The organism is Flammeovirga yaeyamensis (assembly GCF_018736045.1).
Classification (GTDB): domain Bacteria; phylum Bacteroidota; class Bacteroidia; order Cytophagales; family Flammeovirgaceae; genus Flammeovirga; species Flammeovirga yaeyamensis.
Genome location: NZ_CP076132.1, coordinates 1,352,164 through 1,377,205 on the forward strand (window position 1 = coordinate 1,352,164; position 25,042 = coordinate 1,377,205).

The window sequence follows — 25,042 nt, forward strand, 5'->3', positions numbered from 1 at the left end:
CAATTGAACTGATTTGATGTAACTATCTTTTTTTTAACCAATTCTAGTATAATTATTATTTAAACTTTACTATGAACTACATGATGAAGACTGCTGTAGGCGTCTTTTCTATGTTGGCAGTTTCTGCCGGTATAGAAGTGTCGGCACAGTCTACCCCTCAACCTGTGGTGTACCAAAACGGTATGGCCAAGGGTGTTGTTCGCGTGAAATTTGCAGAGGATGTATCACCTCAACTTCAATCTTTCGGAGCGAATAGTAACGGAATCTCTACTTTAGGGATCTCAACTTTTGATGTTACAGCTAAACGTTTTAGTGCATCAAATATGAGAAGAGTATTCCCATACAATCCTAAAACAGAACACAAGCTTATCAAACATGGTTTGCACTTATGGTATGAAATGGAAGTTGATTCTGAGTCAGATTTAAGAGCGGTAACTAATGCATTTGCTTCTATTCAAGAAGTTGAATTTGCAGAGCCAATGTTAGAAAAGAAGCTTGTTGATGGTGATTATTCGGCAAGAACCATCACTTTCGAAGAGGCAAAGGCAATGACTACTCAACAGTCGACTTCTGATTTTAATGATCCAATGTTGGACAAACAATGGCATTATAACAATACACAGCAAAGAGCAGGTTGGGTAGAAGGTGCAGATATTCGTTTATTTGATGCTTGGGAAAAAACAACTGGTTCGTCTAATGTTGTAGTTGCTGTACATGATGAAGGTATCGATGTGGAGCACGAGGATCTTGTGTCAAACATGTGGATAAATGAAGGGGAAATACCAGGTAATGGTATAGACGACGATGGTAACGGATACGTAGATGACGTATATGGTTATTCGTTCTCTAATAGAACGGGAGATATTCCTGCTCAAGTTCACGGTACTCACGTAGGTGGTACAGTTGCAGCTACTAGTAATAATGGTATAGGTGTTGCCGGTGTCGCAGGTGGTGATGGATCTGGAAATGGAGCTCGATTAATGACACTTCAAATCTTAGGCGGACAGTATGGAGATGTTGCCCCTTCATATGTTTATGCTGCTGATAACGGAGCCGTTATTTCTCAAAACTCATGGGGATATACTTCACCTGGTACATATGAACAAGTAGTGCTTGATGCCATTGATTATTTCATTGAAGAAGCAGGTGATTTTGAAGGATCTCCAATGAAAGGAGGTATTGTTATTTTTGCGGCAGGTAATGATGATTATGATGGTCCAATGTGGCCTGGTTACTATGAAAAAACACTTACTGTAGCAGCTACAGGTCCAACATGGGAAAAAGCCTGGTACTCAAACTATGGTGATTGGATTCATATTTCAGCACCTGGTGGAGATAGAACTTTTGGAGGAGAAGAAGCTATTGTTTTGAGTACTTTACCTTCGAATGGTTACGGTTATTTGGATGGAACATCAATGGCTTGTCCACACGTTTCTGGTGTTGCAGCTTTAGTAGTTTCACATTTGGGAGGACCGTCTTATACGGCTGATATACTTTGGAACCAATTAATTAATTCAACTAATGATATTGAACAATATAACGAGAGTTATGTTGGGAAATTAGGATATGGCCAAATTGATGCAGCAAAAGCGTTAATCAAAAATGAAGGTATTGGTCCTGAAGCAATTGTCGATTTAATGTCTGATGCAGCATCAGATAATTTTATCTCTTTAAAATGGAGTACTCCTAATGATGAAGACGATGGTTACCCTGCATCTTATGTCATTTACTACTCTGAAGAAGAGATTACTGCTGATAATTATATATCAGCAATGACATCTACTCAAAGAGCAGAAAATGTACCATCAAATACTTCAGAAATAGATGGTTTAGAAGCCAATAAAATGTATTACTTCATGATCAAATCATTTGATAGGTGGGGCAATGAATCGGGGTTGTCTAATATCATTTCAGCTTCAACAAATAACGGTCCTACAGTAGTGATTCCATCTACATCAGTTGATTTTATGTTAGAAGGAACTAACCTTATGGAGACACAAACAGTAATGATGAACAACGAAGGTGAAGGCCTTTTACGTTGGGAATCATCTGTAAATCAAGGTACTTATTTCTATGATTGGCAATCGTATACAACTTTCCCTCAAGTAGGTAATCCATCTCAAAGAGTGGCCAATGTAAGGACGGTAACAGCACCTTCTATTCAGAAATTCTCAATGGAAGAAGATGAATTAGCAGAGTATGAAAATTCTCAATATACTTACTCTAATTGGTTCCATCCAATATACAATATTGGTGAAGAAGATCTTTCTTTATCGAATACTTCAGCAGTAGCTTACTTAATTGGTCAGAAAGAAGGCTTTAACTTAACTGATGCTGAAATTTTTATCAACGAGTTAACTGTTGGTCCAGTGGAGGTTGAAGTATATCAAGGACCCAATTTATCTACGGCTAAATTAGTAACATCAGCTACAATTGATTGGGGGCTTGATTACCAAAAAACACATTATGTTCAATTTGATCAACAAGTATTCTTCCCTCAAAATAGTGTTGTTTGGTTGTTAGTAAAAACAAAAGCTGGTAATAAATATCCATTGTCAATGTCAATGGCAGCAAATGGTTTAGAAGATGTTGCAGATATGTATCAGTGGATGAGTTTTGATGATGGAGATACTTGGGTGCCTTTACATACAGCAATTGAAGCAACAGGCTATGCTTTTACTCAATCACTTGTTTCTAAAAATGCTTCTTTTGGTGAAGTTGTGAAAATTTCGCCAATGTCAGGTGAAATTGCTCCAGGTGAGTCTGTAGAAGTTACTGTAGATGCTGATGCCATGGGATTGATCAATGGTGATTATAAATTCTATTCAAACATCGAGTCAAACGATAGAGAAAACGAAAGATATACTTTACCAGTGAACGTTAAAGTTAGAGGTAGACTTCCTGAAATAAAATCTATGGCAATCGTAGAATTTGGAAGTGTAATTTTAGGTTTTGAGAAAGAAGTATCGGTTGACTTATCAAACTATGGTTACGGTAATTTTGGTGTGAGTTCTATTGATATTTCTGATCCTCAATTTACAGTATCTAGCCAACCTTACACTATTAATGCAAGATCTAGAAGTGAGTTGATTTTAAACTTTAAGCCTACAATGGCAGGTAATGCTAATGCAGAAGTTAAGATTACTTCAAGTACTGGAATTGAGCATACTTTCTCTTTATTTGCAGTGGTAGGCGAACCTGCTGAAATAGAAGTTGCTCCACTTGAGCAAACTATTGCAATGGCCAAGGGTGACGGTGGAAACGGTGAAGTGACAATTACAAATAATGGTGCATACCCTCTTACTTATGTGATGCCAACTTATTCTGATAACATTCCAGAAGGGACGCATAAGTTTGGTTACTCTTGGACGAAGTTTGAAGATATAGATGCATCTAATTTTGTATCTATTAAAGAGGCTGATGGAGCCTTTAACATAGCTCAGAAGTTTGTTGATGATCCTAGTAAAAACTGGGAAATGATCAAAATGAATTTTGATTTCCCATTCTATGGTGAGTATCAAAGTGAAATGTATGTTTCTCATGCCGGTGTTGTCGCTTTAGATAATACATCTAATTTTAACAGTTCGGCAAATATGGGGAATGAATATTTACCTTATGGTTTTATTTCAGCTTTGCATTTCTCAAATATTGACTTAGGTATTAGAGGTGGAATTTGGATCAAGCATTATGATGATAAAACGGTTGTTGAATACAACGATGTACAAATGTCATGGTGGCCTGGAGGAGCAACTTTCCAAATAGTTATGTTCGCCACAGGTGATATCGAAATTCTTTATAATGATATGTCACAAGTGGATTCATGGGATATTAATGGCATTTTCGTAGGTATCGAAGAACCAGCAAAAGAAGATGGTGTTCTTGTTTATGAAAACAGATGGAGTGATCCTTTACCATCACTTTTTGAAAATCAAAATCAAAATGTGAGAGTAAGATTCTACTATCCAGGTTCTAAAATCATCACTAACCTATCATCTGCTGAAGGGGTTATTGGTGTAGGACAATCGGAAACAATCACTTTTGATATCGATGATTCACAATTAATTGAGGGTCAGAATGTTCAGAATATTGCCGTTGCTAGCAATGATCCTAATTTGCCAATTTCTCACTTTAAAGTGATTGTTTATGTAATGGGTGGTACAGCTGCTGATATCGAATTATCAACTACTGATGTTGATTATCAAGGTAAACTTTTGGGTGGTAATTACTTGCACTTATTAGCTTTATCAAATGTTGGAGACAAATCAACAGATATTGTTTCAGCATCACTAACAGACGGTACCCATTTCTCCGTTGACTTTGAGCAAATGACTTTAAATCCAAGAAGTGGTAGACAAATGAATGTATACTTTAATCCAACTATAGCGGGTGAGTTTACAGATGTTTTAACGTTAATGGATTCTGATGGAAAAGAGTATGTAATCAATCTAAAAGGTACAGGTCTTAATCCTCCAGCAATTGATCTTGATGTTACTCCCCATGTATATAACTTGAAACATGGCGAATCAACAGAATTTGAGATTACTGTTCACAATACGGATGGTTTGGTAGATTTAGATATCCTTCCTAGACACGCTTCTTGGTTATCTATTGTAGAAGATGAAGCTCAAGTAACCAATGTACCGGAGTTTGATTATACTTGGAGAACAAACCAAAAACAATTACAAGGTTTTGATGACCCTGAAGCACCATCTTTCGAGTGGTATGATATTATCTCAGAGGAAAATAGAATTACACACTTCGAAACGGAAGATGAGCATTGGTGGGAACAATATGATTTGCCATGGCCAGTAAAATTTTATGGCAAAGAATATAATGAAATTTATGTTGCGTTTGCAGGAGTAGTAGCGTTATCTAAGCCACATAACTTGTACGACGGTATCTTTAATACAGACCTTCCTCTAGATGATGGTATCAACAATATCGCTTCTTCTATTTGGATGTTAGGAGCTACTAACCCAACGGATGCATCTGAAATCAAAGGTATTTTCATGCATGCAGACGAAGAGAAAGTTGTGATCACTCACTCAAGATATCAACATAACTTTGCCTTCTTTGGTGGTTTTGTTACATGTCAGACTGTGTTCTTTAGAGACGGTACAGTGAAAATGCAGTACAAAGTGGAAAACCAGAATGGTGTAGACGGATGGTCGAACATGACAACAATTGGTCTTGAAAACGAAGATGGTACTTCAGCAGCTAAAGTTGCTTATGGAGCCGCTATTATCAAAGATCGTTTGGTTGTAGAATATGTACCAGCTCATAAAATGACAATTGCTGCAGGAACATCAAAAACATTGAAATTCAAAGTGGATGCTTCTGAATTAATGGACGGTACTTACAATACCAACCTTACTTTCCAAAATATTACTCCAGGTAAGGAAGAAATTTCTATCCCTGTTCAAGTAAATGTAGAAGGTGAAGTAATATTCGGTGCTGATGATGTTGATTTTGGTGAAGTTGTCGCTGGAGCTGGAGTCACTAACACAGAATACTTCCAATTTAAAAATACAGGCTCTAAAGATGTTACTATCAATAGCTTTAAATTAAATGATGACACACAATCAGTTGTTGAATTGAAAGAGGTAGTGGATGGTTTCTGGGGTCCTGAAACTTATTGGACAGATATTAACATGTTATGGAACTTCCCAATGACAGTTCACCCAGGTGATGCTTTGGAATTCAGAGCAATGTTAACAGCAACAACTTCAGGTAATATCAATGATGTACTAACAGCAGTTGATGTTGATGGAATGGAGCACAACGTAAACATTATTGCTAATGGTTATGAGCCATCGAAATTCTCTTGGGATGGTACAGATAAAGAATTCACTTCTTTAGATCCTCAATACAAAGATGAGTTTATGGTGACTGTTTCTAATGAAGGTGGTAAGTCTATGTTAGATTACACTTTAGAAATTGATTTTAATAGAGACGGTTCTGAGATGGAGGCACCTGAAGGAGGAGACATTATGTCATTTGGTGCGACTTCTTCTACAATGCACAACTTCTCAACAATGTCAGTAGCCAATGAAGACGATTTCCATTCAATACTTAAGTACACTGATGAAGTTGTTCCTACTACAGCTGTAGGTTATGGAGGAGATGCAATGACAATAGCAACTGCATTTGTAGCTCCATCAGAAGGATTTAACTTATCTCATGTGGAAACATTCTACCGTCCATTTGGTAAGGATAACGGAAATATCAAAGTGAATATCTTAGCAGGTGGCTCTATTAATAGTGCAACTGAGGTCTATGAAAATGTTTTCCCAACGGAGACTTTGGGGACAGATTCAGAAGGAGATTATCAAGTATTTGATTTAGGAGAGGAGATTACATTCTTCCCAGGAGAGAAGTTCTTTGTGGTATTTACATATGATCAAGGTGTAGAATATCCTCAAGGTATTGTTGTTGAGGATCCAAATATTTCTTCTACGTTCTATATCTATACGGATGAAGGGTTTGTGGATATAACTACTGATGCATCTTGGTCTGGCTTACGATGGGTGAACAAAGCAATGGCTAAGAACCCGATAAAAGGTACTTGGATAGAAATTGATTCAGAAGGAGGTCAATTGGATCTTAATGCAACTGCATCTTTTAAAGTATCATTGGATGCATCCTATGCTTTTAAAGCAGATAACTTTGCTTCTGTGAAAGCTTATACAAATGATCCATCTCAACCTGAGGTTGAATTCTTAGTAACGCTAAGAAAAAATGCTTCACCATCATTTATCGATCCAGTATCAACTATAGATATGGATGTATTGACTGAGCAAACAATTGAGTTTGAAGCTACAGATAGAGAAGATCATGCTATTGTTTATGGTATTGAGACTTCGTCTGATGCTATAACAGCAGAAGAAGTAGAAGGTAAATACCGTGTGACAATTGCTCCAAAATATTCTGATGGAGAAATGATTAAATTCTATGTAACAGCAACGGATGAGTTAGATGGCATATCAACACATGAAGTGATTGTTAATGTTAATCTTATCAACAGAGCTCCTATGTATATTGGTGAGGAAGTGATGGAAATGAAAGTTGGGGAAAACTTTACATATGCAACAGATGAGTTCTTTATGGATGAAGATGGAGATTTAATGACGTTTGAGATCGCAGCACAAAATCATGGTATTGCAGTAGCAACTATGGCAGGTGAAGATTTCTTTATGGCAGGTATTTCTATTGGAACTACAGAGGTCGCTGTAATGGCAACAGATGCTAATGGTGAGTCAACAATTCAAACTATTGAAGTAAATATTGTTGGTATTGAAGAAGAGGAAGATATTACTTCAATTGACCAAGACGTATTGGTGTCAGAAGTGAAGAACTTCCCTAACCCAGTAATTACTGAGACAACTATCTCATTCCTTCTTAAAGAACAAGGTGATGTGAGTATTGCAATTTACAATATGAATGGTGGTTTAGTTGAAAGACTTAATGCAGGTACATTATCTTCAGGTGTTCAAAATGTAGAATACAATGCGACAAAATTGAATACAGGAATGTATATCTACGCTATTATGGTAGACAATCAGTTTGTTGGTTATAACAAGTTAATTAAGCAATAATAATTAGCTAGAATATAAATAGTTTGGCCTCCTCACTTTGTGAGGAGGCCTTTTTATGGAATAACAATTTTGTTGAAAATCAGTTTCCTAAGAAATTATCTTATACAAAAAATAGGATTTAATAATCTATTTAAGTATAATTACGTAGAACTTACTTCGAAATTCGCTAACAAATGAATACTAAAGTTGACTGTATCTCTTGCACAAACTCTAATTGCATTATAAAACAAAACGCAATGGGAGAGGAAGCTGCTCCATTTTTAGAAAAAAAATTAAGCCTCAAAGCTAAGAAAGGTCAACCTTTCATCTTAGAAGGAGCACCTGTTCATGGGTTGTATTTTGTACAGCAAGGAAAAGTGAAAGTGGGAAAAACAGGAATAAATGGAAAAGAGCAAATTGTACGTCTTTGTCATGATGGAGAAATTATTGGTCACAGAGGCTTTGGAGTAGGTCAGTTTTATCATATTAGTGCGGTAGCTATAGAAGATGTGGTATTGTGTAATTTTTCTACAGATACCATTATGGAAATGCTGAAGAAAGTACCTTCCCTTTGTTATGCCATGATGTTATTTTATGCGGATGAGCTTAATCGATCTGAAAATAAAGTAAAGAAGATCGCTCAGATGACAGTAAGGGAGAAGGTTATTGATGCTATTTTGTATATCAATAGAAAATTTGGGCAAACAAAAAACTTATTAAACATCCAATTATCACGAAAGGAGATTGCCGACTTTGCAGGTACAACCGATGAGCAAGTGATTCGTGTAATTTCATCTCTTAAGAAAGAGAAAATTTTGATCGCTGAAGGGAAGAAAATAGGCATCATCAATTTAGAAAAATTGAAAAGAGAAATTGCTGAACATAACTTTTTCCTAGATAGTTAGTTTTCAGAGTGTTCGTGAAAAAAATAAAAAATGTAACAGCTATTCTATTGTAAACTGAATTTTTTTCATTAAAATGTGTTTTCAAATTCATACTCTAAAATGTGTTTTTTTAACCTCACATAATAGCAAACAATACGTATGGCAATTTATACATATCTTCGTATTTCACCCGTTGCAACTGCAAAAATCCAACAACAAGCAAAGGCTAAGGGAAAACTTTTTATTGAAAAATGCCCTGTTACTCTTCCTTTTATAGAGCGTCCTAGAGCACAAGAATTATTAGAAATTCTTGGTGAAGATGATGTTTTAAACATTGGTGATATCGATAAACTAGGAGATAACCCTGTAGATATACTTCAAGGCTTGGAGGCACTTTTAAAAACTAATGCTACTATTAATATTCAAAAATTTGATGTAGAAGAAGCACATGCTAATGCAGGTGTGAAAAGTGTCATTAGTGCAATAAAGACGTTATTGCATATGAAAGAATATCAAGTTCAGGAAAAAACTGTAGAGGGTATTGCAAGAGCAAAAGCAGAAGGTAAGTACAAAGGAGGGAAGAAAGGACGTAAGATGAATTTTGAACGTTGGTCGGAGAGAAACAAAGATGTAATCGAAGCTTTACAGTCAGGTTTAACTACTAAAGAAATATCAGAACTTACGGGTGTGGGTAAAACTCAAGTGTCTAGAGTTCGAAAAAGACTGAGAGAGTTTAATGCAGAACAACAACAAGAAGCTCTTGAAATTCAAAATACATCTGCTGCTGATAATAATACTATTGAAGTTAATGAAGCTGAAATGGCTTCTATTTAAAGATATGCTATAAAATTAAGCGTATTATAATACGTTTGATCATAAAAATAAAGTTAGAGGTGAACTCATTAATTATTGAGCTCCCTCTTTTTTTTACGTAATTCTTAGCTACATCAATGAAATTACGTAAAAAATTACGTATAAATTTTTAAAATTAAGTATTAATACGTAGTATTGTCTTCGTAATACATCAGAAAACTAGGTAATACGTAAAAATGAAGTCAATCACATCAACAGAAAAGGCTACAAGAATTAACTTGTTAGACTTTAGCAGCATTCAAATGCGAACTTTTCACCTAAGCTGGATCGCATTCTTTTTATGTTTCTTCGGATGGTTCTCACATGCACCATTACTACATTCAACAATTGGTCCTGACTTGGACTTAACAAAAGATCAAAAAACACTTGCATTTATTGCTTCAGTTGGTGTTACGATTTTTGCTCGTTTGGGAATTGGTAACCTTTGTGATAAAATCGGTCCAAGAAAAAGTTATGTTTACCTATTAGTATTTGGTGCATTTGCAGTAGCAGGTTCATCTTTTGCAACTACTTGGGAAACGTATTTATTATCTCGTTTAGCTATTGGTGTAATTGGAGCCTCATTCGTTATTACACAGTACCATACTTCGGTAATGTTTGCTCCTAATGTAATTGGTATCGCCAATGCTACTACAGCAGGTTGGGGTAACTTAGGTGGTGGTGTTACAAACGCTACTATGCCATTAATTGCTTCTGGTGTTGTTGCTTTTGGTTTAGCCGAAGCGAATGAGTCTTGGAGAATTGCGATGTGGATTCCAGCTGCAATTATGTTATTCGTTGCTTTCTTATACTGGAAATATACGACTGATTGCCCTAAAGGAAATTATGAAGATCTTCCAAACGAAAGACCACAAGCAAAGAAAGGAGAGAAGAGTTTATTCTTATCTGCAGTGAATGATAGAAGAGTTTGGATCTTATTCTTGATGTATGCAGGATGTTTCGGTATGGAACTTTTTGTAACAGGTAAAGCCTCTACGTATTATCAAACAAAATTTAGTTTAAGTCAGGAAGCAGCAGGTGTGGTAGTATTGTTCTTCGGAGCAATGAACTTGTTTGCTCGTTCAACAGGTGGTTGGATTGCTGATAAATTCGCTAAGAACTCCGGTCTAAATGGTCGTGTAAAAATATTAGTATATGTTGTGGTTGCAGAGGGTATTGCCCTTCTATTGTTCTCACAAATGGACGTATTAGGATTTGCCATTGCAAGTATGGTATTCTTCTCTCTATTCGTTCAAATGGCGGAAGGAGCAACTTACTCTGTAGTTCCATTTATTAATAGAAAAGCTTTAGGAGCTGTATCTGGTATTGTAGGTGCAGGTGGTAATGTAGGTGCAGTATTATATGCTCAGTACTTACTTAGAAGCGGATCTTCATTACAAGATGCATTCTTCGCCTTTGGTTTCGTTGTCGCAGCAGTAGGCTTCTTAGGTTTATTAGTGAAGTTCTCTCCAGAGGACGAAGCTGCTGCAGTTGCAGAACAAAAGAAATTAGAAGAATTCGAAGCTAAATTAAGAGCTGAAGAAAAAGAAAGAAATAGTTACAATGATAACGACGGAGCTCCTCAGGTAGCTATCTAGTATCATTAGAAATATTATATATCTAACAAACAAAAATTATTAGTGTTCCGAATTTTAGCACATCGGTGCAAATTAAATACTCTTATTATTCCAATAAATAGCAGCTTTCTTCTACTGGAGGAAAGCTGCTTTTTTTTTATGTTTATGTAGAAGATGAGGGATTATAAAACGATGAGTATAGTTACTAATCTCAAGCTATTCTGTGAAGAAGAAATCATATTTATTATTATGCTGGAAAGTAAAGAATAATAAACAGAAAAGGAGGTGAATTTTGATAATTATAATTGCTCTGAATTAATTTTTAAAAATTGTCTGAGCATTGTTATATGAGTTAATAAAATAGTGTGTTTAAAAAAGTATAGACAAAAAAGAAGGGAACCCGCATCGCGAATACCCTTTCCCCATTACTTAAAGCAAACTATTGTATCTTATGTAATTAGTTAATTACCATTAAATTGATATTAACTGTTACGAATTTCTTTTTCTTGATCTTCAATTATACAAACGCTAATATAGGGGTAAAAAGTTTCAATAATAAAGTTAACAAATGAAAATATGTAATTTTTTTTTCTAAATCTTGCTGGTTGAATTATAAATTACACGACATATACATATTAGCTCTGTATATATCGTGCAATTTAATAACTGTTTTGTTATAATCCAATTCCTACGTACTCTCTTTCGCCATTTGGATAAATTCCTTCAATTAAAATACCTCCTGACTTCCCTCTTAGGGCAACTCCAAGGTCATCTAACGAACGAACCGGTTCACGATCGACGTAAGTAATAATAAAACCTTCTTTTATTCCTGCATTATAAAGTTTACCATTAGGTACGAGCTTTGTTATAGCCAAACCACCTTTAATTCCTAATGCATTCGCTTGTTTATCAGAAATTGGTTGTACCTCTGCAGATAATGCAGCAATGGCTTCACTCGAATTTTTCGGTGCTTTCACAATATCTGTAGTATTCATTGTGTTTTTCAATTTCACCTCAAAATCTTTCAACTTACCTTTTCTGCTAACAGTTACATTTACTTGATCACCAGGTCGTCTTCTTGCAATAATTTCTTGAAGTTCTGAAACTGTTTCAATTTCCTCTTCATTAATTTTTACAATGATGTCACCTGCCTCAATACCCGCTTCTTCAGCAGCTCCTTGTGGACTTACATCGACAACAGCAACACCAGCGATTTTATCAAGCCCAGCTTCGTCTGCGATTTTTTGATCTACATCCTGAATCTGAACTCCTATTAAAGCTCTTTGCACCGCACCGTATTCTCTAAGGTCATCCATCACCTTTTTAACCAACTCAGAAGGTACAGCAAAAGAATATCCTGTAAACGACCCTGTTTTAGAGGCAATAGCAGTATTGATACCAATCAATGCACCGTTTAAGTCAACTAATGCACCACCAGAGTTACCTGGGTTAACAGCAGCATCTGTTTGAATAAATGATTCGACAGATAAATTTGTTTTCGATCTTAATATATTAATGTTTCTCGCTTTAGCACTGACAATACCTGCAGTAACTGTAGAAGTAAGTTCGTAAGGGTTTCCCACGGCTAAAACCCATTCACCGACTTTAACATTGTCTGAATTTCCAAAAGCTAGAAAATCTAAATTGTTTTCTGGTTTAATTTTCAATAAGGCCAAATCTGTTGTTGGATCGGTGCCTACTAATTCTGCTGTATAAACATGCTTGTCTTCTAATACTACTTCAATTTTAGAAGCTCCTTCAATAACGTGGTTGTTTGTGGCAATATATCCATCAGCAGTGAGGATTACACCAGAACCAGATCCAAGTTGTCCTTCACCACTTCTAGGCTCTCCAAAGAAATCATGGAAGAAACGAGGCGTACTTCTAGAAGGCCTGTTAGAAAAATCAACATATGTTTTAATGTGAACTACAGCAGGAGTAGCTTTTTCTGCTGCTTTAATAAAATTCATCCCTTCAGGAACGACATAGTCTTTTCGGTCAACCGTATTTTCGTAATTCGTAAATGCTACACTCTTTTCAACTTCATTTTTCGTCACGATTTGTTGAGGAGCGAAAAATGTAGTGTAAGCTCCAATCGTAATGACACCACCCAATACAGAAGCTGCCATCATTGATAAAAATTGTTTTTTCATGATAAGATAGTCTATAATCTCGTTTTTAATTTAACTAAAGTGATTCCGGTTTTGTTCATCACTTTATTGTACACTAGTATTCAGCATGTAAAACAAACTCCATACAAAAGTTATTACGTTAAAAGTTTTTATCAAGGTAATTGAATAAATGATAATAAATTTTAACATCCGCAATTTTACGAATTATCATATAAATATGGTGACAGGCATCAATTTTTAATTGTAAAAAATACCTCACATTTGTAATATCATAAGCGGATAAGTCAAATAAACCTTGCGTTTTGGGCTGCTTATGGTAATAATATACTTTTTTAAAAAGTATTGTTATAGAACTGAGAGTTTCTGTCCGAAAGGGCAGATCAATTTTCATAGTGTTTAAAGTTTGGGTGTAAATTGAAACAGGGCTCGTTTATTAGCGAGCCTTGTTTTTTTTATATTATTTAAGTTTTGTCAAATTGTCCTTTTCATTTATTGTCATTCTGACATAAAATAAGACATTCTAATCCTTTATATTTGTGATTATAGTTTTTGTACTGATTTTGAGATAAATAATGTACAAAAAGGTATTTTATAAAAATGTTTACGTTACCAACCAAATTGATTCAGCTTAGAAATAATAATCACTTGAGAGAAATCCTTGATAACAACCAAAAAGTGATTTTAGATTTTTCTACCGATTGGTGTCCTCCGTGCCGTGTAATGGAAGGAACAATTGCGAACCTTACTTTCGAATTAGAGGGAAAGGCTATCGTAGTTAAAGTAGATCCAGAAAAGTTTAAGGATATTGCCGATCAATATAAGATTAAGGGTATTCCCTATTTTGTAGGTGTAGTAGATAATATAGAGTCGGGTAGGGCACATGGAATTGTACCTATTCAACAATTAAAAAATATGATCAATGAATAAATATTTTAACAAGCTTTTAACATGGCTAGAAAAGCTTTATTCTCAAAAACGTACACAAAATAACGGTTGTTGTACGGCTTCGATCAAGCGTTTTGAAAACGACAAAAAGTACAATTAACAAAAAAGGATTCTCAAATAAATTGGGAATCCTTTTTTGTTACTGTGCTACTTTCAAAAGATATCTACTCGATATCAAATGTCCACATTCAGTCATGTGGTAATTCACTTTCGCTTTATATTCTTGTTTCCCCTTAATATGAGGATCCGTTTTTACTACTATATGTGTGTTTTTAGGTAAGTGACTTACTTTTTTCATCTTACCATCAATCACCTTGTAGATGGGTGCTTTACCCTTGATCTTCACCTGATGCTCATCTTCTGCAAAAGCAGTGAATCCGATCAATAATGAAGTCAATACCATTAGTAAAATCTTTTTTATCATAGGGTAAATAGGTTTTGTTTCAGATTAAAAATACGTTGAATATCCAACAATAGATACATAAACTCTATTCCTTAACTTGGTTTTAACAATCTACATAAAACGTTCATTCTCTAGATTATCTATAAATTCGCCAACATATTTTTTAAACTTCTTCTGATTCTTCCATAAGTTTCGGCTATAGAAACGACCAAAGTTCCATCCTTTCTTTTTCAGTTCAATAGGAAAATAGCCGTGTGCTTCTTTTGTAGAAATAAACTGATGATAATTTTCGTCGTCTGTCATCAATAAGCCTATTGGTGTCTCTTTTTCCATCACGGTTAAAGCAGAGAAAGGCATCATTTCCACCGTATCTGTTTGATGTCCTATTTCTTCTTTGAGCGTTTTACCATACTTCCATTGATCGTCTACATAGCTCGAAGGCTGATATCCTTTATCTCCTACTTCAAAAGCAAAATGTAAGAATTCTTTTAGCATTTTTGGCCCTTCGTTTTTCGTTTCCTCCGTCTTTAACTGATGTGCCATGATACTACTAAAAACATATTCTTTCTTTCTGGCTCTAGTAATGGCAACATTCAAACGTCGTTCTCCACCTTCTTGGTTCAGTACTCCAAACTGTAAATTCAACTTGCCTTTATCATTAGGAGCATAAGTCACAGAAATCAAAATGTGATCTCTCTCGTCTCCCTGAATGTTTTCTATATTCTTTACAATCATATCTTTTGGCCAATTGACGTTGATACGATCCATAATTTCTTGAATAAGCTCTTGCTGTTTGTGGTTAAAAGTGATAATGCCAATACTTTTCTCTCCATCGTCCACTAGTTTTTTTGCTTTCTTTACCACTGCTACAGCCTCTTCTTGATTCACTCCTTTTTTCCATTCTCCATTTTCTACATGATGGAAGGAAATGCCAGTGTCATGTTTGTCCATCTTGTCGAAATAAGGAATAAATCGAAGTTTATTTTTATAGAAATAACGATTGGAGAAATCAATTAAATCGAAAGATTCACTTCTGTAGTGTCCCATTAGATAATGTTCGGATAAGAATTGTTTACCCAAATCTAAAAGGGAATCGACTTCCAAAGCAGGATCTAAATCGAAATCATCATCTTCTTCCCATCTTGGCTTGTATAAATCAAATGGTGGAAGTTGTTGTGAATCTCCCAAAATGGCCACTTGAGTTCCGCGGTACATGGCAGGAATTCCTTTTTCTGCAAAACATTGGGAAGCTTCATCAAAGATGACTAAATCGAAAAATGGAATTAAAGGGAAAATAGCAGATGCTGCTTCTGGCGATGTTAACCAACACGGCAATAAATCCAAAATCTCATCTTGGAACTTATGGAATGTTTTGCGGAGCGGCCAAATCGCTCGCTTTTTATTTACTTGATGATATAGATCGCGATAAGTGACACGATTATTCAATCGATTATATTCTACTTTATCGTAAGTACGTTCTTTAAGACGAACCAAAGTCATATCATTGGCAATGGATCTTTTTTCAAGAATTGCTTCCTGAAGATTTTCCTCTAATTGTTCTAAAGCTCCGTTGGAAACAATACGCAATACAGGGTGTTTGGTCTCAATATGGTACAACCAACTGATGTTGACACTATTATCGAAATACGCAAGCACCTCATCAATTGGGTATTTGTGCATGCCGTCCATGTGTCCATCGATCAAACGGAGGGCAGCCCATTCGTGGGGTTGGAAAGATTCTTTTAAAGCATCAAAGCGACAAATCTCGTCGAAATCCTCTTCTAAAGTTTCTTTCATTTTATCGATATCAACTTTATCATTTAAGATGTCTTCAATCTCTAAATGAGAGAGGTATTTTTCCCAATGCTGTCTTACTGGGATAATCCTATTGATGGTTTTGAAAAGGATATCAATTTTTGTCCAAAGCTCGTCGTAACTAAAATTATACAACTCAATAAATTGTACGCTAGAACGAAGTGAGACATATATTTTTCTTGCTTCAATGGCATTTAATCCCGCTTTAAACCACTCTTCCCAAGCTTCTGCTTCTAATTCTTCTGGGAATTCCCTTAACCACTGATACTTCTTCATATCATTTTTCTGATGGGTTAAGTTCATTCTATTCTCCAAACGTTCTCTTAATTGTTGAAGACCTTTTACGGTATTAGGAAGCTGATTTTTTTGAAGTAGTTCAAGGACAAATTTCTTGTATTTCGAGAATTGCCATTTTACGATCAATAACGGATTTGAACGATTACCAATGGCATCGTTTACCCATTGAATTACATCTCCTAATTCCTGATCTTTTAAAGTTTTTTCGATTTGAGTTCCCTTATGTGAGAAAGAAGACATACAGCCTCTTTGATGATTACTCCAATCTTGAATCGTCGGCACTCGACCTCTTTTTTTGATCATGGCATTGAACATTTTATATACTAAAGGATCGGAGATCATTTGCATAAATTTGTTTACCTGTTCTTCTTGTTTAGAGATCCAGAGGCATTCATCAAAAGAGAGTTTTACTTGGATATTCTCTTCAATTTTTTCGACTATTTCGTCTCTAAATGGAATAATTTCATCGAGAATTTCCATCATATCTGTTAAAGCGTTTCCTTCAAAATGATTGAAAGGAATACGGTCTTTCCAGGTATAATCTTCGTGGTCTAGCTTACTGCCAAACTTTAAGTAAGTTTTTAAACGCTTTTTATATTCACCTACTTTTTCCAACTCAAATTGTTGATAACAACCCTTGAGGTGAGTGTGAGGTGCTTTAAGATCACACCTTAAATAAAGTTCTTTGGCTGAAACACCACATTCTTGGGTGTCAAAAAGTGCTGCTCTAAATTCGTTTAATTGGGTTAAGGCACTATCAATTTGTTTGGAGCGAAGAGCAAAATTCCTTTCCAATTGCATTGCCCCAAGGCTATTATTGTCCTCTTTAAATTTATCTAAAGCATCAATTTGGTCTTTCATTTTCTGATAGATGTACCCTCTATCATAACGATGATCGTGCACCATCGCACAGAAAGTCCCTAACTGAATTTGTTTCATTCTTTTGTACACCACATCCAAGGCGGCACGTTTTTGAGAAATTACCAAAACGTTTTTACCTCTCGTAGTGAAATCGGCAATTAGGTTACAAATTAATTGTGATTTACCACTACCCGGAGGGCCTTGTACCACCACAGAGTGTCCCGCTTTTATTTCCTTAACCACTTTTTCTTGAGAAGCGTCCATTGGATAAGGAGAAAGCAACTCTTCTTCTTGATGTGCCTTTCCTCCAAAAGTTTCCGACAATCCCAATTCATCTAAATGATCTTCGGAGTTTCCAAAGAACTCTTCCAAATCTTTGATGGCGTAATTTTCCAATAGATTGTCATAATCGGGCATCAAATAGCTATCTGATTGAGGAAATATCCCGATGAGAGCTTCTGAGAAGATTTTCATCTGACCTTCACCGTAGGTATCGGTAAAGTGTGCTTTTTTCAAATGCTCAAACTCTTTGATAAATTCTCCAAAAGTATCTTGATTGAAATTAAGTTCAAGATTCGAGTCTTCTAGCGTATGGTATAATTTTACCAAAAACTCTTGAGGGTCTTTAGGGAATTCCTCAAATGTCATCTCTAAGAAATCATCAGAGAAACGCACATTGTTGTGATGCGAGATGGCTAAAAGAAGCGTTTTATTGAAAGTAACCTCGGTATCTTCTCTTAATTGAAGGATCCAATTGTTATTATCTACCACTAAACGGATAGGAAAAAATAGAAGTGGTCCTCTTAAATTTCCTCCAGTCATTAAACGACCATGAACGAAAGGATAGCCCAGGAATAAATCGTGTCGACCACCTTCTTCGAGAACAAACTTGGCCGTTTTACCCACCTTACGCAACTGTGCACTTGCTTTATTGGCTTGAGCATCCCGACTATCTGCCACTGGACAAATGGGAATATTTTTCTTTCCACGAATTAATTGTTGAATAATTTCTATGGAAGGGAAATTTAATAAATGATCCAAGTGAGCAAGATCTACATACTGACCTGTATATGCTTTTGGCAAATACAAAGATTTATTTCTAGCAGATAGATTAGCCAATCTTTTTTGATAGGTCTTTAAGGTCTTTTGCACAGTTTACTTCTATTTTATTGGTTCAATTAAGAATCTTTACAACAGAGAGGAATAAATTCAATACTCAGTTTTAAAAAAATGCAAATTAAATAGGGGAATAAGTCAACACTTACCACCTTTGCAGAATCAGATTCATATTTGATATTCAAGATAAGCATTGATAAATAAAAAACGTAATGGATAACAGGAAGAAAAATATATTTTATTCAATATTTTTATTTGCGTTCATCGGATTGACGTATTTGTACAGGTCTTATAACGAACCAAAAGCTACTCATTTTCATGTGAGAGGAACCACTTTTGGAGTAGTACCTTATAACGTAAAATATATTGATGAAGAGGGAAGAGAACTAGATAACGATATCAAAAAGGTATTAGAAGACTTTAATCAGTCACTCTCTACATACATTCCATCTTCTGAAATATCAAGGTTTAATTCTGGAATGAATTTCACTTATGAGACCGATTTCTTCTATCCAGTCATCAAAGAGAGTAAAGAAATTTTTGAAGAGACAAAAGGAGCTTTCGATCCAACAATTCAACCTCTAGTAAAAGGTTGGGGATTTGGACCAGGAAAAACACCAACGATCAAGGAATCTGAAATCGATTCTATCCTACAATTTGTAGGTTTTGATAAATACATCACTTTTGATGAAAAAACGGTAACTAAGTCCAAAGCAGGAGTAGAGTTGGATTTCTCTGCCATTGCCAAAGGTTATGCTGTTGATGTCGTCGCTAAAATCTTAGATGATAAAAACATTAAGAACTATATGGTCGAAATCGGAGGCGAGGTAGTTTGTAAAGGTCACAATGAAAAAGAAAAAATATGGAAAATAGGTATCGATAACCCTCGTTTTAAAGAAGGAACAGGAGAAGCGTTATCGGTAATTGTTTCATTAGATAATAAAGCACTTGCTACATCAGGAAATTATAGAAACTTCTATGTGAAAGATGGTAAAAAATATGCTCACACATTAGATCCAAGAACAGGATACCCTGTACAACATAGTTTATTAAGTGCTTCAGTATTTTCTTCATCATGTATGGCATCTGATGCTTATGCAACAGCATTTATGGTAGCAGGTTTAGAAGAAGCCAAAAGAATCGTTGCAGAAAATAGCGATCTAGAAGCAATCTTGATCTACGACGACAATGGGGAGATGAAAACGTATATTTCTGAAGGAGCGAAGGCTTTTTTGAGTGAATAGTGAGATGAAAAGCTTGGGGCTTTTCAAGTGAAGAGTGAAGAGCGGTTTTAAATTAAAAATGAAAAGTTAAAAATGAAAAACGTGAAAAGTTAGATGGTTCGTGGGGAAGCTAAATACTGGCGCAGGTGTTTAGCGAAGCGTCACCTGTGTCCGAAAACTTGAAGAGATCTTCAGATCTCGTGTGATTTTCATACTTGGTACTAGGACCCGTTTAAAAACGAACACAGATTCAGTACCTATTAGTTATTACCTATCACTTAAAACGAGGTCAGGAGACCTCTAAAGTTTTTTAAGTCACCAATGACGCTTCGCTTAACATTGGCGCCAGTGTGCGCTTTTCACTTTTCATTCTTCACTTTTCACTTTTAAAAAAAATGGGGCAGAGGATCTATCTAGAAATTAGATCCTCTGCCCCATTTTTTTAAAACTTAGGTGTTCTATTTAAGATATCTTGTTCTCTTTCAACATCAAGTGGTATTCTAACAATTTGATCACCGATTTTTGTGAAATCAATATCATTCACATCAATTTGTTGAACTCTTCTATTGTGTTGAGTGTGATAGTTGAATGTTTTATTAGTAAGGTCCCATGAAGTTGTCCAAATAGTTGAACTTTTCATAGTGCTATGATCTTTACCGAATAATTCACCAGTTCCTTCTGCACCATCAGGTCCTAATGTTAGATTGAAATTATCTAAGATTCTGAACATTTCGTACATAGACTCTTTCGTGTTAGGCATTGGTCTAGTTGTTTGTGTCCATGCAACTGCTCTAACAAAACGAGATGGAGGAGTCATATCGCCAGGAAGACCAAGCATTCCAGAACCCACACCAGTTTGAGTGAATGTCTCTCCATTTAAAGTTTTTGGTTTAGCAGCATCAAATTCTAAGTTGATGTAGTTTTTTAGATTTGTAAGATGCCAATCGTAAGAAGGTGCGTTTGTGATTACCCCAATAGAAGCATCGTAAATTTTAAGCTCACCATCAATATATTCGATAACAATTGATGCTCCTGTCGCATCACTTACCATCCAATGTGAATCGACCACAATACCTAAAGACTCCTCGATAACACCAACTACATTTACTTCTTGAATACCTTTTTTTGCTTCTTCAACGGTAGCAAATTGAGATAATATATAATTAGGTAAGCCTTGTGAAGAGATAGTATTAGAGGCTTCCTCGGAAACAAATTCTGGATACCCAGCAAAGTTCGGGAAGTAATAATTACCGACGGCAAGTCCTTCCTCATTCATCCCATCTACAATAAGATCTTTTCCCATCCAATCTAGACCAACGATACCATATTTAGCAGTGTAAACTTTCCCGTTTTGTCCTTCAGGTGTAAGACCTTTAAATTGAAACCCTTTAGGTATAAATGCCACTTGTGAATGTATATCGAATGATCCCCATTCCATCGTACGACCATAGCGAACACTTCCATCTTCAGCGATCAGGCGAATACCAGTGCAAGCAAAGATTGTTGAGTTGACTAATAACATTAGGCAAAGACCTATGATTGATGAGATTTTGATTGACTTTTTCATTTGACGTTTAAATGATTTATTTAATTAATTATTACACTACAAATGTCAAGATTTCGACGTCAAATGATTTACACAACAGTATTGGTGTTTTGCACGAAAAAGGCAAACTTGTGAAAAGCTTGGGCTTTTCAAGTGAAGAGTGAAAAGGGAATAGTGAAGAGCGGGGGGAAATTAAAAATGAGAAGTTATAAATGAAAAACGTAGTTAGTAAAGTATGACGTAGGGGGAGGGAATGTTCTAGGTTGAATTGAAAATATGTTGATCATTGGTGCAGGTTTCCAAACTTGTGCTTACGTAATGAGGAGTGTAAATTCAGCACCTATTAGTTATTACTTATAACCTATTACTTAAAAAACGAGCGTTAGCTTAACATTTCACGTTTTTCACTTTTCATTCTTCACTTTTCACTTATAATACCTCTTTTGCATCAAAAAAAGGCCATATAAAAAAATAAGCACAAACCTTTGATATTTTAGCATCCACCCCAAAATCAATTTCTTCATAGTTTTGTAAAGTGATTAACCCACATATTGGGTAAACTAAAGTATGCAAATGAAGAATATTTTTTTAAGTCTATTATTGGCTATAATGAGCTGGGGGTGTAATCAGATGGCATCAGCTCAAAAAGAAGATAAACCTAATGTGATTATCATTTATGCTGATGACCTCGGTCGAGGTATATTAGGTAAATATGGTCAGACAAAGATAGCAACTCCTAACCTCGATAAGTTAGCACTTCAGGGAAAAACGTTTACCAATGCATACGGTTCAAATGTATGTGCGCCCGCAAGAGCATCACTTCTAACTGGATTGAATAATGCGAAGGCACCTGTGCATACTCCAGGTGGTTTAGTATGTGAATTAGAGGCTGGAATCATCGATCAAGCTACTTTTGATAAGAAAATTTATAGAAGTCATAACCAAGGATACTATTACATTGGGGAGATGGCCAAAAGTGCGGGATACCATACATCTTACATCGGGAAATTAGGATTTGGTTATTCCGATACAAAGGAAATGATCGATAGCTATGGCTTCGATTATCACTGTGGGTTATATGATGCCGTTTTATGTTGGAGTTTTTATCCGCCTCATTATAGATTGAATGGTAAGAAAATTCCTATCCCTAATAATCCGAAGTTAAGCAAAAGAGAACCTGTTTGTCCTTTGGTAGGGGAGGAAAACATGACGTACAGTGAAGATATTTGGTTAGAGCATGCTTTATCTTATCTAGAAGAGAAGAAAGACGATCCGTTCTTTATGATTTATGCGACTCAATTACCTCATGGCCCAGCTTCTATTGCTCCAAAAGACTTTAAGTATAAAGATCAAGAAGGATGGACGAAACAAGAGAGAGTATATGCTTCTATGATCAATAAATTGGATGAGTCGGTAGGGGCTATTATCACCAAATTAGAAGAATTGAAAATTGCAGATAACACTGTTATCATCTTTACCAGCGATAATGGACACGAAATCCAATCGTATACTACTGTCAATCCTCAATATAAAGATCCTGATATTGTCTACGATTATGAATCAAACTCTTTTGATCAGTCAAAGGTAAAACCGAATAAAGAGCAAATGTATTGGGATGGTCATCATAGTGGTGAAGATATCTTTAATGGTGCTATTGGTCGAAGAGGAATGAAAAGGTATAATTTTGAAGGAGGGTTGAACGTTCCTTATATCGTAAAATGGCCGGGAAAGGTAATGCCAAATTCAGAAAGCAATTTAATGATTGCCGACTACGACATTATGGCCACAGTATCTGATATTATAGGAGGGGAAGTGAAACCTAATGATGGGATTTCTATTCTTCCAACGTTTTTAGATCAAGAAGATCAAAAGGAACACGATTATATCTTCTTTAAATGTACTACTGGATCAGCACAAGATGTGATTATTAAAGATGGATGGAAATTAATCAATGAGCTAGATACAAAAAATAGTGACTATAAACTGAAAAATAAAGCATACCATTGGGCTTTGTATAATCTAAATGATGATCCATTTGAAAAACAAGATTTAGCCTCTCAATTCCCAGAAAAAGTGAAGGAATTCAAAAGATTAATTGATAAAGAAAATAACGCTAAAGTGTTGTACAAATAATTGGAGATGATAAAATCAATTTTAAAATTCGTATTTGGCTTTTGTCTATTGTCAAACGCATCGGCTCAAAATGATAAGCCAAACATTTTATTAATTAATGTAGACGATTTGGGCTGGAGTGATGTTGGTTACCAAGGAAATGAAATTTATCAGACTCCCAATATTGATCAGTTAGCAAAAGAAAGTATATCATTTATCAACGGGTATGCAGGTGCTGCCAATTGTGCTCCATCTCGTGCTTGTTTAATCACAGGACAAACCACAACAAGACATGGAATATCAACGGTAGGTTCATCCAATAGAGGTGCACCTTTTACTAGAAAGTTGAATGGAATACCAACCAAGACAAAGTTGAAATCGGATGCTTTAACAATGGGTTCAATTTTAAAGGAACACGGTTATCAAACCGCTATGTTTGGAAAATGGCATGTAAGTGATGATGCCCGCGATATGGGGTTTGACTATACAATTGCAGGTGGACATAAAGGTCAACCCAAAAGTTATTTCAGTCCTTATAAAATGTTCAATATTGATGATAAAGAAGAGGGGGAATTTCTAACGGATAGATTAACGAATGAAGCAATTCACTATCTGTCGAATGTAAAAAATAAGAAACAACCTTTCTTTTTGTACTTACCATTTTTCGCTATTCATACTCCTCTGATGGGAAAACCCGAATTAATAGAAAAATACAGAGGAAAGAAGTTTTCTGATGGACATAAAGTCAATCCTGTCTATGCAGCATTAGTGGAGAACACCGATTGGAATGTAGGAAGACTTTTAACTGCCTTAGATCAATTAGGTTTAACAGAAGATACCATAATCATTTTCACTTCAGATAATGGAGGAATATATACCTATTCTCATCAGTTACCATTAAGGGCAGGGAAGGGATCTTATTATGAAGGTGGAATAAAAGTGCCTACTCTTTTTAAATGGAAGGGACATTGGAAAGCAGGAGTTGAAGTGGATACAAGAGTAACTCATTTAGATTATCTACCGACACTTTTAGATTTGATTAACGTCGAAGCACCAGATAATTACCCTTTAGATGGGGAGTCGATAAAACCTTTAATAGAAGGGAAAAAGAAATTTGATCATGATCGAGTAATCGTTTATCATTTTCCTATTTACTTACAAGCATACACCAAAGGAGGAGACGATGCTCGTGATCCTCTATTTAGAACTCGACCGGGGTCAGTTATCATTAAAGGAAACTGGAAACTACATTACTATTATGAAGATCAAGGAATGGAATTATACAATTTAGAAACTGATATTTCTGAACGTAATAACTTAGTCGACAAACATCCAAAGAAAGCAAAATCAATGTATCGCTTATTGCAAGAATGGTTACAAGAACATGGAGGGGAGATTCCGGAGGAGTTGAACCCAGAGTACGATGCAGTGAGGGCGAGAGAGGAAATAGAAAAGCATTTGTAAATTAAAAATGAAAAGTTAAAAATGAAAAACGTAGTTAGTGAAGTATGATGTAGAGGGGCATGTACGGAATAATCTTGGTAGTCAAACTGGCGCAGGTGTTAAGCGAATCGTCACCTGTGTCTATTAACTTAAGAGATCTCCTGATCTCGTTTGATTACATTTTGTTTCAATGCTAGTGTTTGCGTAATGAGGAACGTAAATTCAGTACCTATTACCTATTAGTTAATACTTATTACCTAAC

Annotated in this window: 12 protein-coding genes; 8 read left to right on the forward strand and 4 right to left on the reverse strand. The window is 35.6% G+C overall.

What is annotated here, in order from left to right; translation table 11 throughout:
• Nucleotides 1–80 precede the first annotated feature (80 nt).
• The 4 genes from KMW28_RS05215 to KMW28_RS05230 all read left to right on the forward strand — a co-directional run bounded on the left by KMW28_RS05215 (nucleotide 81) and on the right by KMW28_RS05230 (nucleotide 10,908).
• A complete protein-coding gene (locus KMW28_RS05215; protein ID WP_169664446.1) occupies nucleotides 81–7,595 on the forward strand; it encodes a S8 family serine peptidase in 7,515 nt (2,504 codons plus the stop codon).
• A 173-nt stretch (nucleotides 7,596–7,768) separates the two neighbouring features.
• Nucleotides 7,769–8,479 (forward strand): Crp/Fnr family transcriptional regulator, encoded by a 711-nt coding sequence (locus KMW28_RS05220; RefSeq protein WP_066209583.1) that lies wholly within the window; start codon nucleotides 7,769–7,771, stop codon nucleotides 8,477–8,479.
• Between the two features lie 138 nt (nucleotides 8,480–8,617).
• Nucleotides 8,618–9,292: a recombinase family protein gene (locus KMW28_RS05225; RefSeq protein WP_169664447.1), complete on the forward strand. Its 675-nt coding sequence runs from the start codon at nucleotides 8,618–8,620 to the stop codon at nucleotides 9,290–9,292.
• 215 nt (nucleotides 9,293–9,507) lie between these two features.
• Nucleotides 9,508–10,908 (forward strand): MFS transporter, encoded by a 1,401-nt coding sequence (locus KMW28_RS05230; protein WP_066209578.1) that lies wholly within the window; start codon nucleotides 9,508–9,510, stop codon nucleotides 10,906–10,908.
• Between the two features lie 653 nt (nucleotides 10,909–11,561).
• Here the strand turns inward: KMW28_RS05230 and KMW28_RS05235 are convergent.
• Complete coding sequence (locus tag KMW28_RS05235) at nucleotides 11,562–13,040, reverse strand: Do family serine endopeptidase (protein ID WP_205958188.1); 1,479 nt, start codon at nucleotides 13,038–13,040, stop codon at nucleotides 11,562–11,564.
• Nucleotides 13,041–13,616: 576 nt separating this feature from the next.
• Here KMW28_RS05235 and KMW28_RS05240 point away from each other — a divergent pair.
• Nucleotides 13,617–13,946, forward strand: a complete 330-nt coding sequence (locus KMW28_RS05240) for a thioredoxin family protein (RefSeq protein WP_169664448.1) — start codon at nucleotides 13,617–13,619, stop codon at nucleotides 13,944–13,946.
• Nucleotides 13,947–14,103: 157 nt separating this feature from the next.
• Here KMW28_RS05240 and KMW28_RS05245 read toward each other — a convergent pair whose 3' ends face one another.
• Both KMW28_RS05245 and KMW28_RS05250 read right to left on the reverse strand, forming a co-directional pair.
• Nucleotides 14,104–14,388 (reverse strand): hypothetical protein, encoded by a 285-nt coding sequence (locus KMW28_RS05245; RefSeq protein ID WP_169664449.1) that lies wholly within the window; start codon nucleotides 14,386–14,388, stop codon nucleotides 14,104–14,106.
• A gap of 90 nt (nucleotides 14,389–14,478) precedes the next feature.
• The gene (locus KMW28_RS05250; RefSeq protein WP_169664450.1) at nucleotides 14,479–18,492 is read right to left on the reverse strand and encodes an AAA domain-containing protein; all 4,014 of its coding nucleotides are present in this window, start codon (nucleotides 18,490–18,492) and stop codon (nucleotides 14,479–14,481) included.
• A gap of 176 nt (nucleotides 18,493–18,668) precedes the next feature.
• Between KMW28_RS05250 and KMW28_RS05255 the strand changes: the two genes are divergently transcribed.
• Nucleotides 18,669–19,700, forward strand: a complete 1,032-nt coding sequence (locus KMW28_RS05255) for an FAD:protein FMN transferase (protein WP_169664451.1) — start codon at nucleotides 18,669–18,671, stop codon at nucleotides 19,698–19,700.
• Nucleotides 19,701–20,121: 421 nt separating this feature from the next.
• Here KMW28_RS05255 and KMW28_RS05260 read toward each other — a convergent pair whose 3' ends face one another.
• Nucleotides 20,122–21,246: a linear amide C-N hydrolase gene (locus KMW28_RS05260; RefSeq protein ID WP_169664452.1), complete on the reverse strand. Its 1,125-nt coding sequence runs from the start codon at nucleotides 21,244–21,246 to the stop codon at nucleotides 20,122–20,124.
• Nucleotides 21,247–21,798: 552 nt separating this feature from the next.
• Here KMW28_RS05260 and KMW28_RS05265 point away from each other — a divergent pair.
• Both KMW28_RS05265 and KMW28_RS05270 read left to right on the forward strand, forming a co-directional pair.
• Nucleotides 21,799–23,358 carry a sulfatase-like hydrolase/transferase gene (locus KMW28_RS05265; protein WP_169664453.1) on the forward strand — a complete coding sequence of 520 codons (1,560 nt, stop codon included), beginning with the start codon at nucleotides 21,799–21,801 and terminating at the stop codon, nucleotides 23,356–23,358.
• 6 nt (nucleotides 23,359–23,364) lie between these two features.
• Complete coding sequence (locus KMW28_RS05270; protein WP_169664454.1) at nucleotides 23,365–24,801, forward strand: sulfatase; 1,437 nt, start codon at nucleotides 23,365–23,367, stop codon at nucleotides 24,799–24,801.
• Nucleotides 24,802–25,042 lie beyond the last annotated feature (241 nt).

Bases quoted from the DNA above. Each gene is read 5' to 3' on its own strand.
- KMW28_RS05215 (WP_169664446.1), top strand. From the start codon at position 81: ATGATGAAGACTGCTGTAGGCGTCTTTTCTATGTTGGCAGTTTCTGCC.
- KMW28_RS05220 (WP_066209583.1), top strand. From the start codon at position 7,769: ATGAATACTAAAGTTGACTGTATCTCTTGCACAAACTCTAATTGCATT.
- KMW28_RS05225 (WP_169664447.1), top strand. From the start codon at position 8,618: ATGGCAATTTATACATATCTTCGTATTTCACCCGTTGCAACTGCAAAA.
- KMW28_RS05230 (WP_066209578.1), top strand. From the start codon at position 9,508: ATGAAGTCAATCACATCAACAGAAAAGGCTACAAGAATTAACTTGTTA.
- KMW28_RS05235 (WP_205958188.1), bottom strand. From the start codon at position 13,040: ATGAAAAAACAATTTTTATCAATGATGGCAGCTTCTGTATTGGGTGGT.
- KMW28_RS05240 (WP_169664448.1), top strand. From the start codon at position 13,617: ATGTTTACGTTACCAACCAAATTGATTCAGCTTAGAAATAATAATCAC.
- KMW28_RS05245 (WP_169664449.1), bottom strand. From the start codon at position 14,388: ATGATAAAAAAGATTTTACTAATGGTATTGACTTCATTATTGATCGGA.
- KMW28_RS05255 (WP_169664451.1), top strand. From the start codon at position 18,669: ATGGATAACAGGAAGAAAAATATATTTTATTCAATATTTTTATTTGCG.
- KMW28_RS05260 (WP_169664452.1), bottom strand. From the start codon at position 21,246: ATGAAAAAGTCAATCAAAATCTCATCAATCATAGGTCTTTGCCTAATG.
- KMW28_RS05265 (WP_169664453.1), top strand. From the start codon at position 21,799: ATGAAGAATATTTTTTTAAGTCTATTATTGGCTATAATGAGCTGGGGG.
- KMW28_RS05270 (WP_169664454.1), top strand. From the start codon at position 23,365: ATGATAAAATCAATTTTAAAATTCGTATTTGGCTTTTGTCTATTGTCA.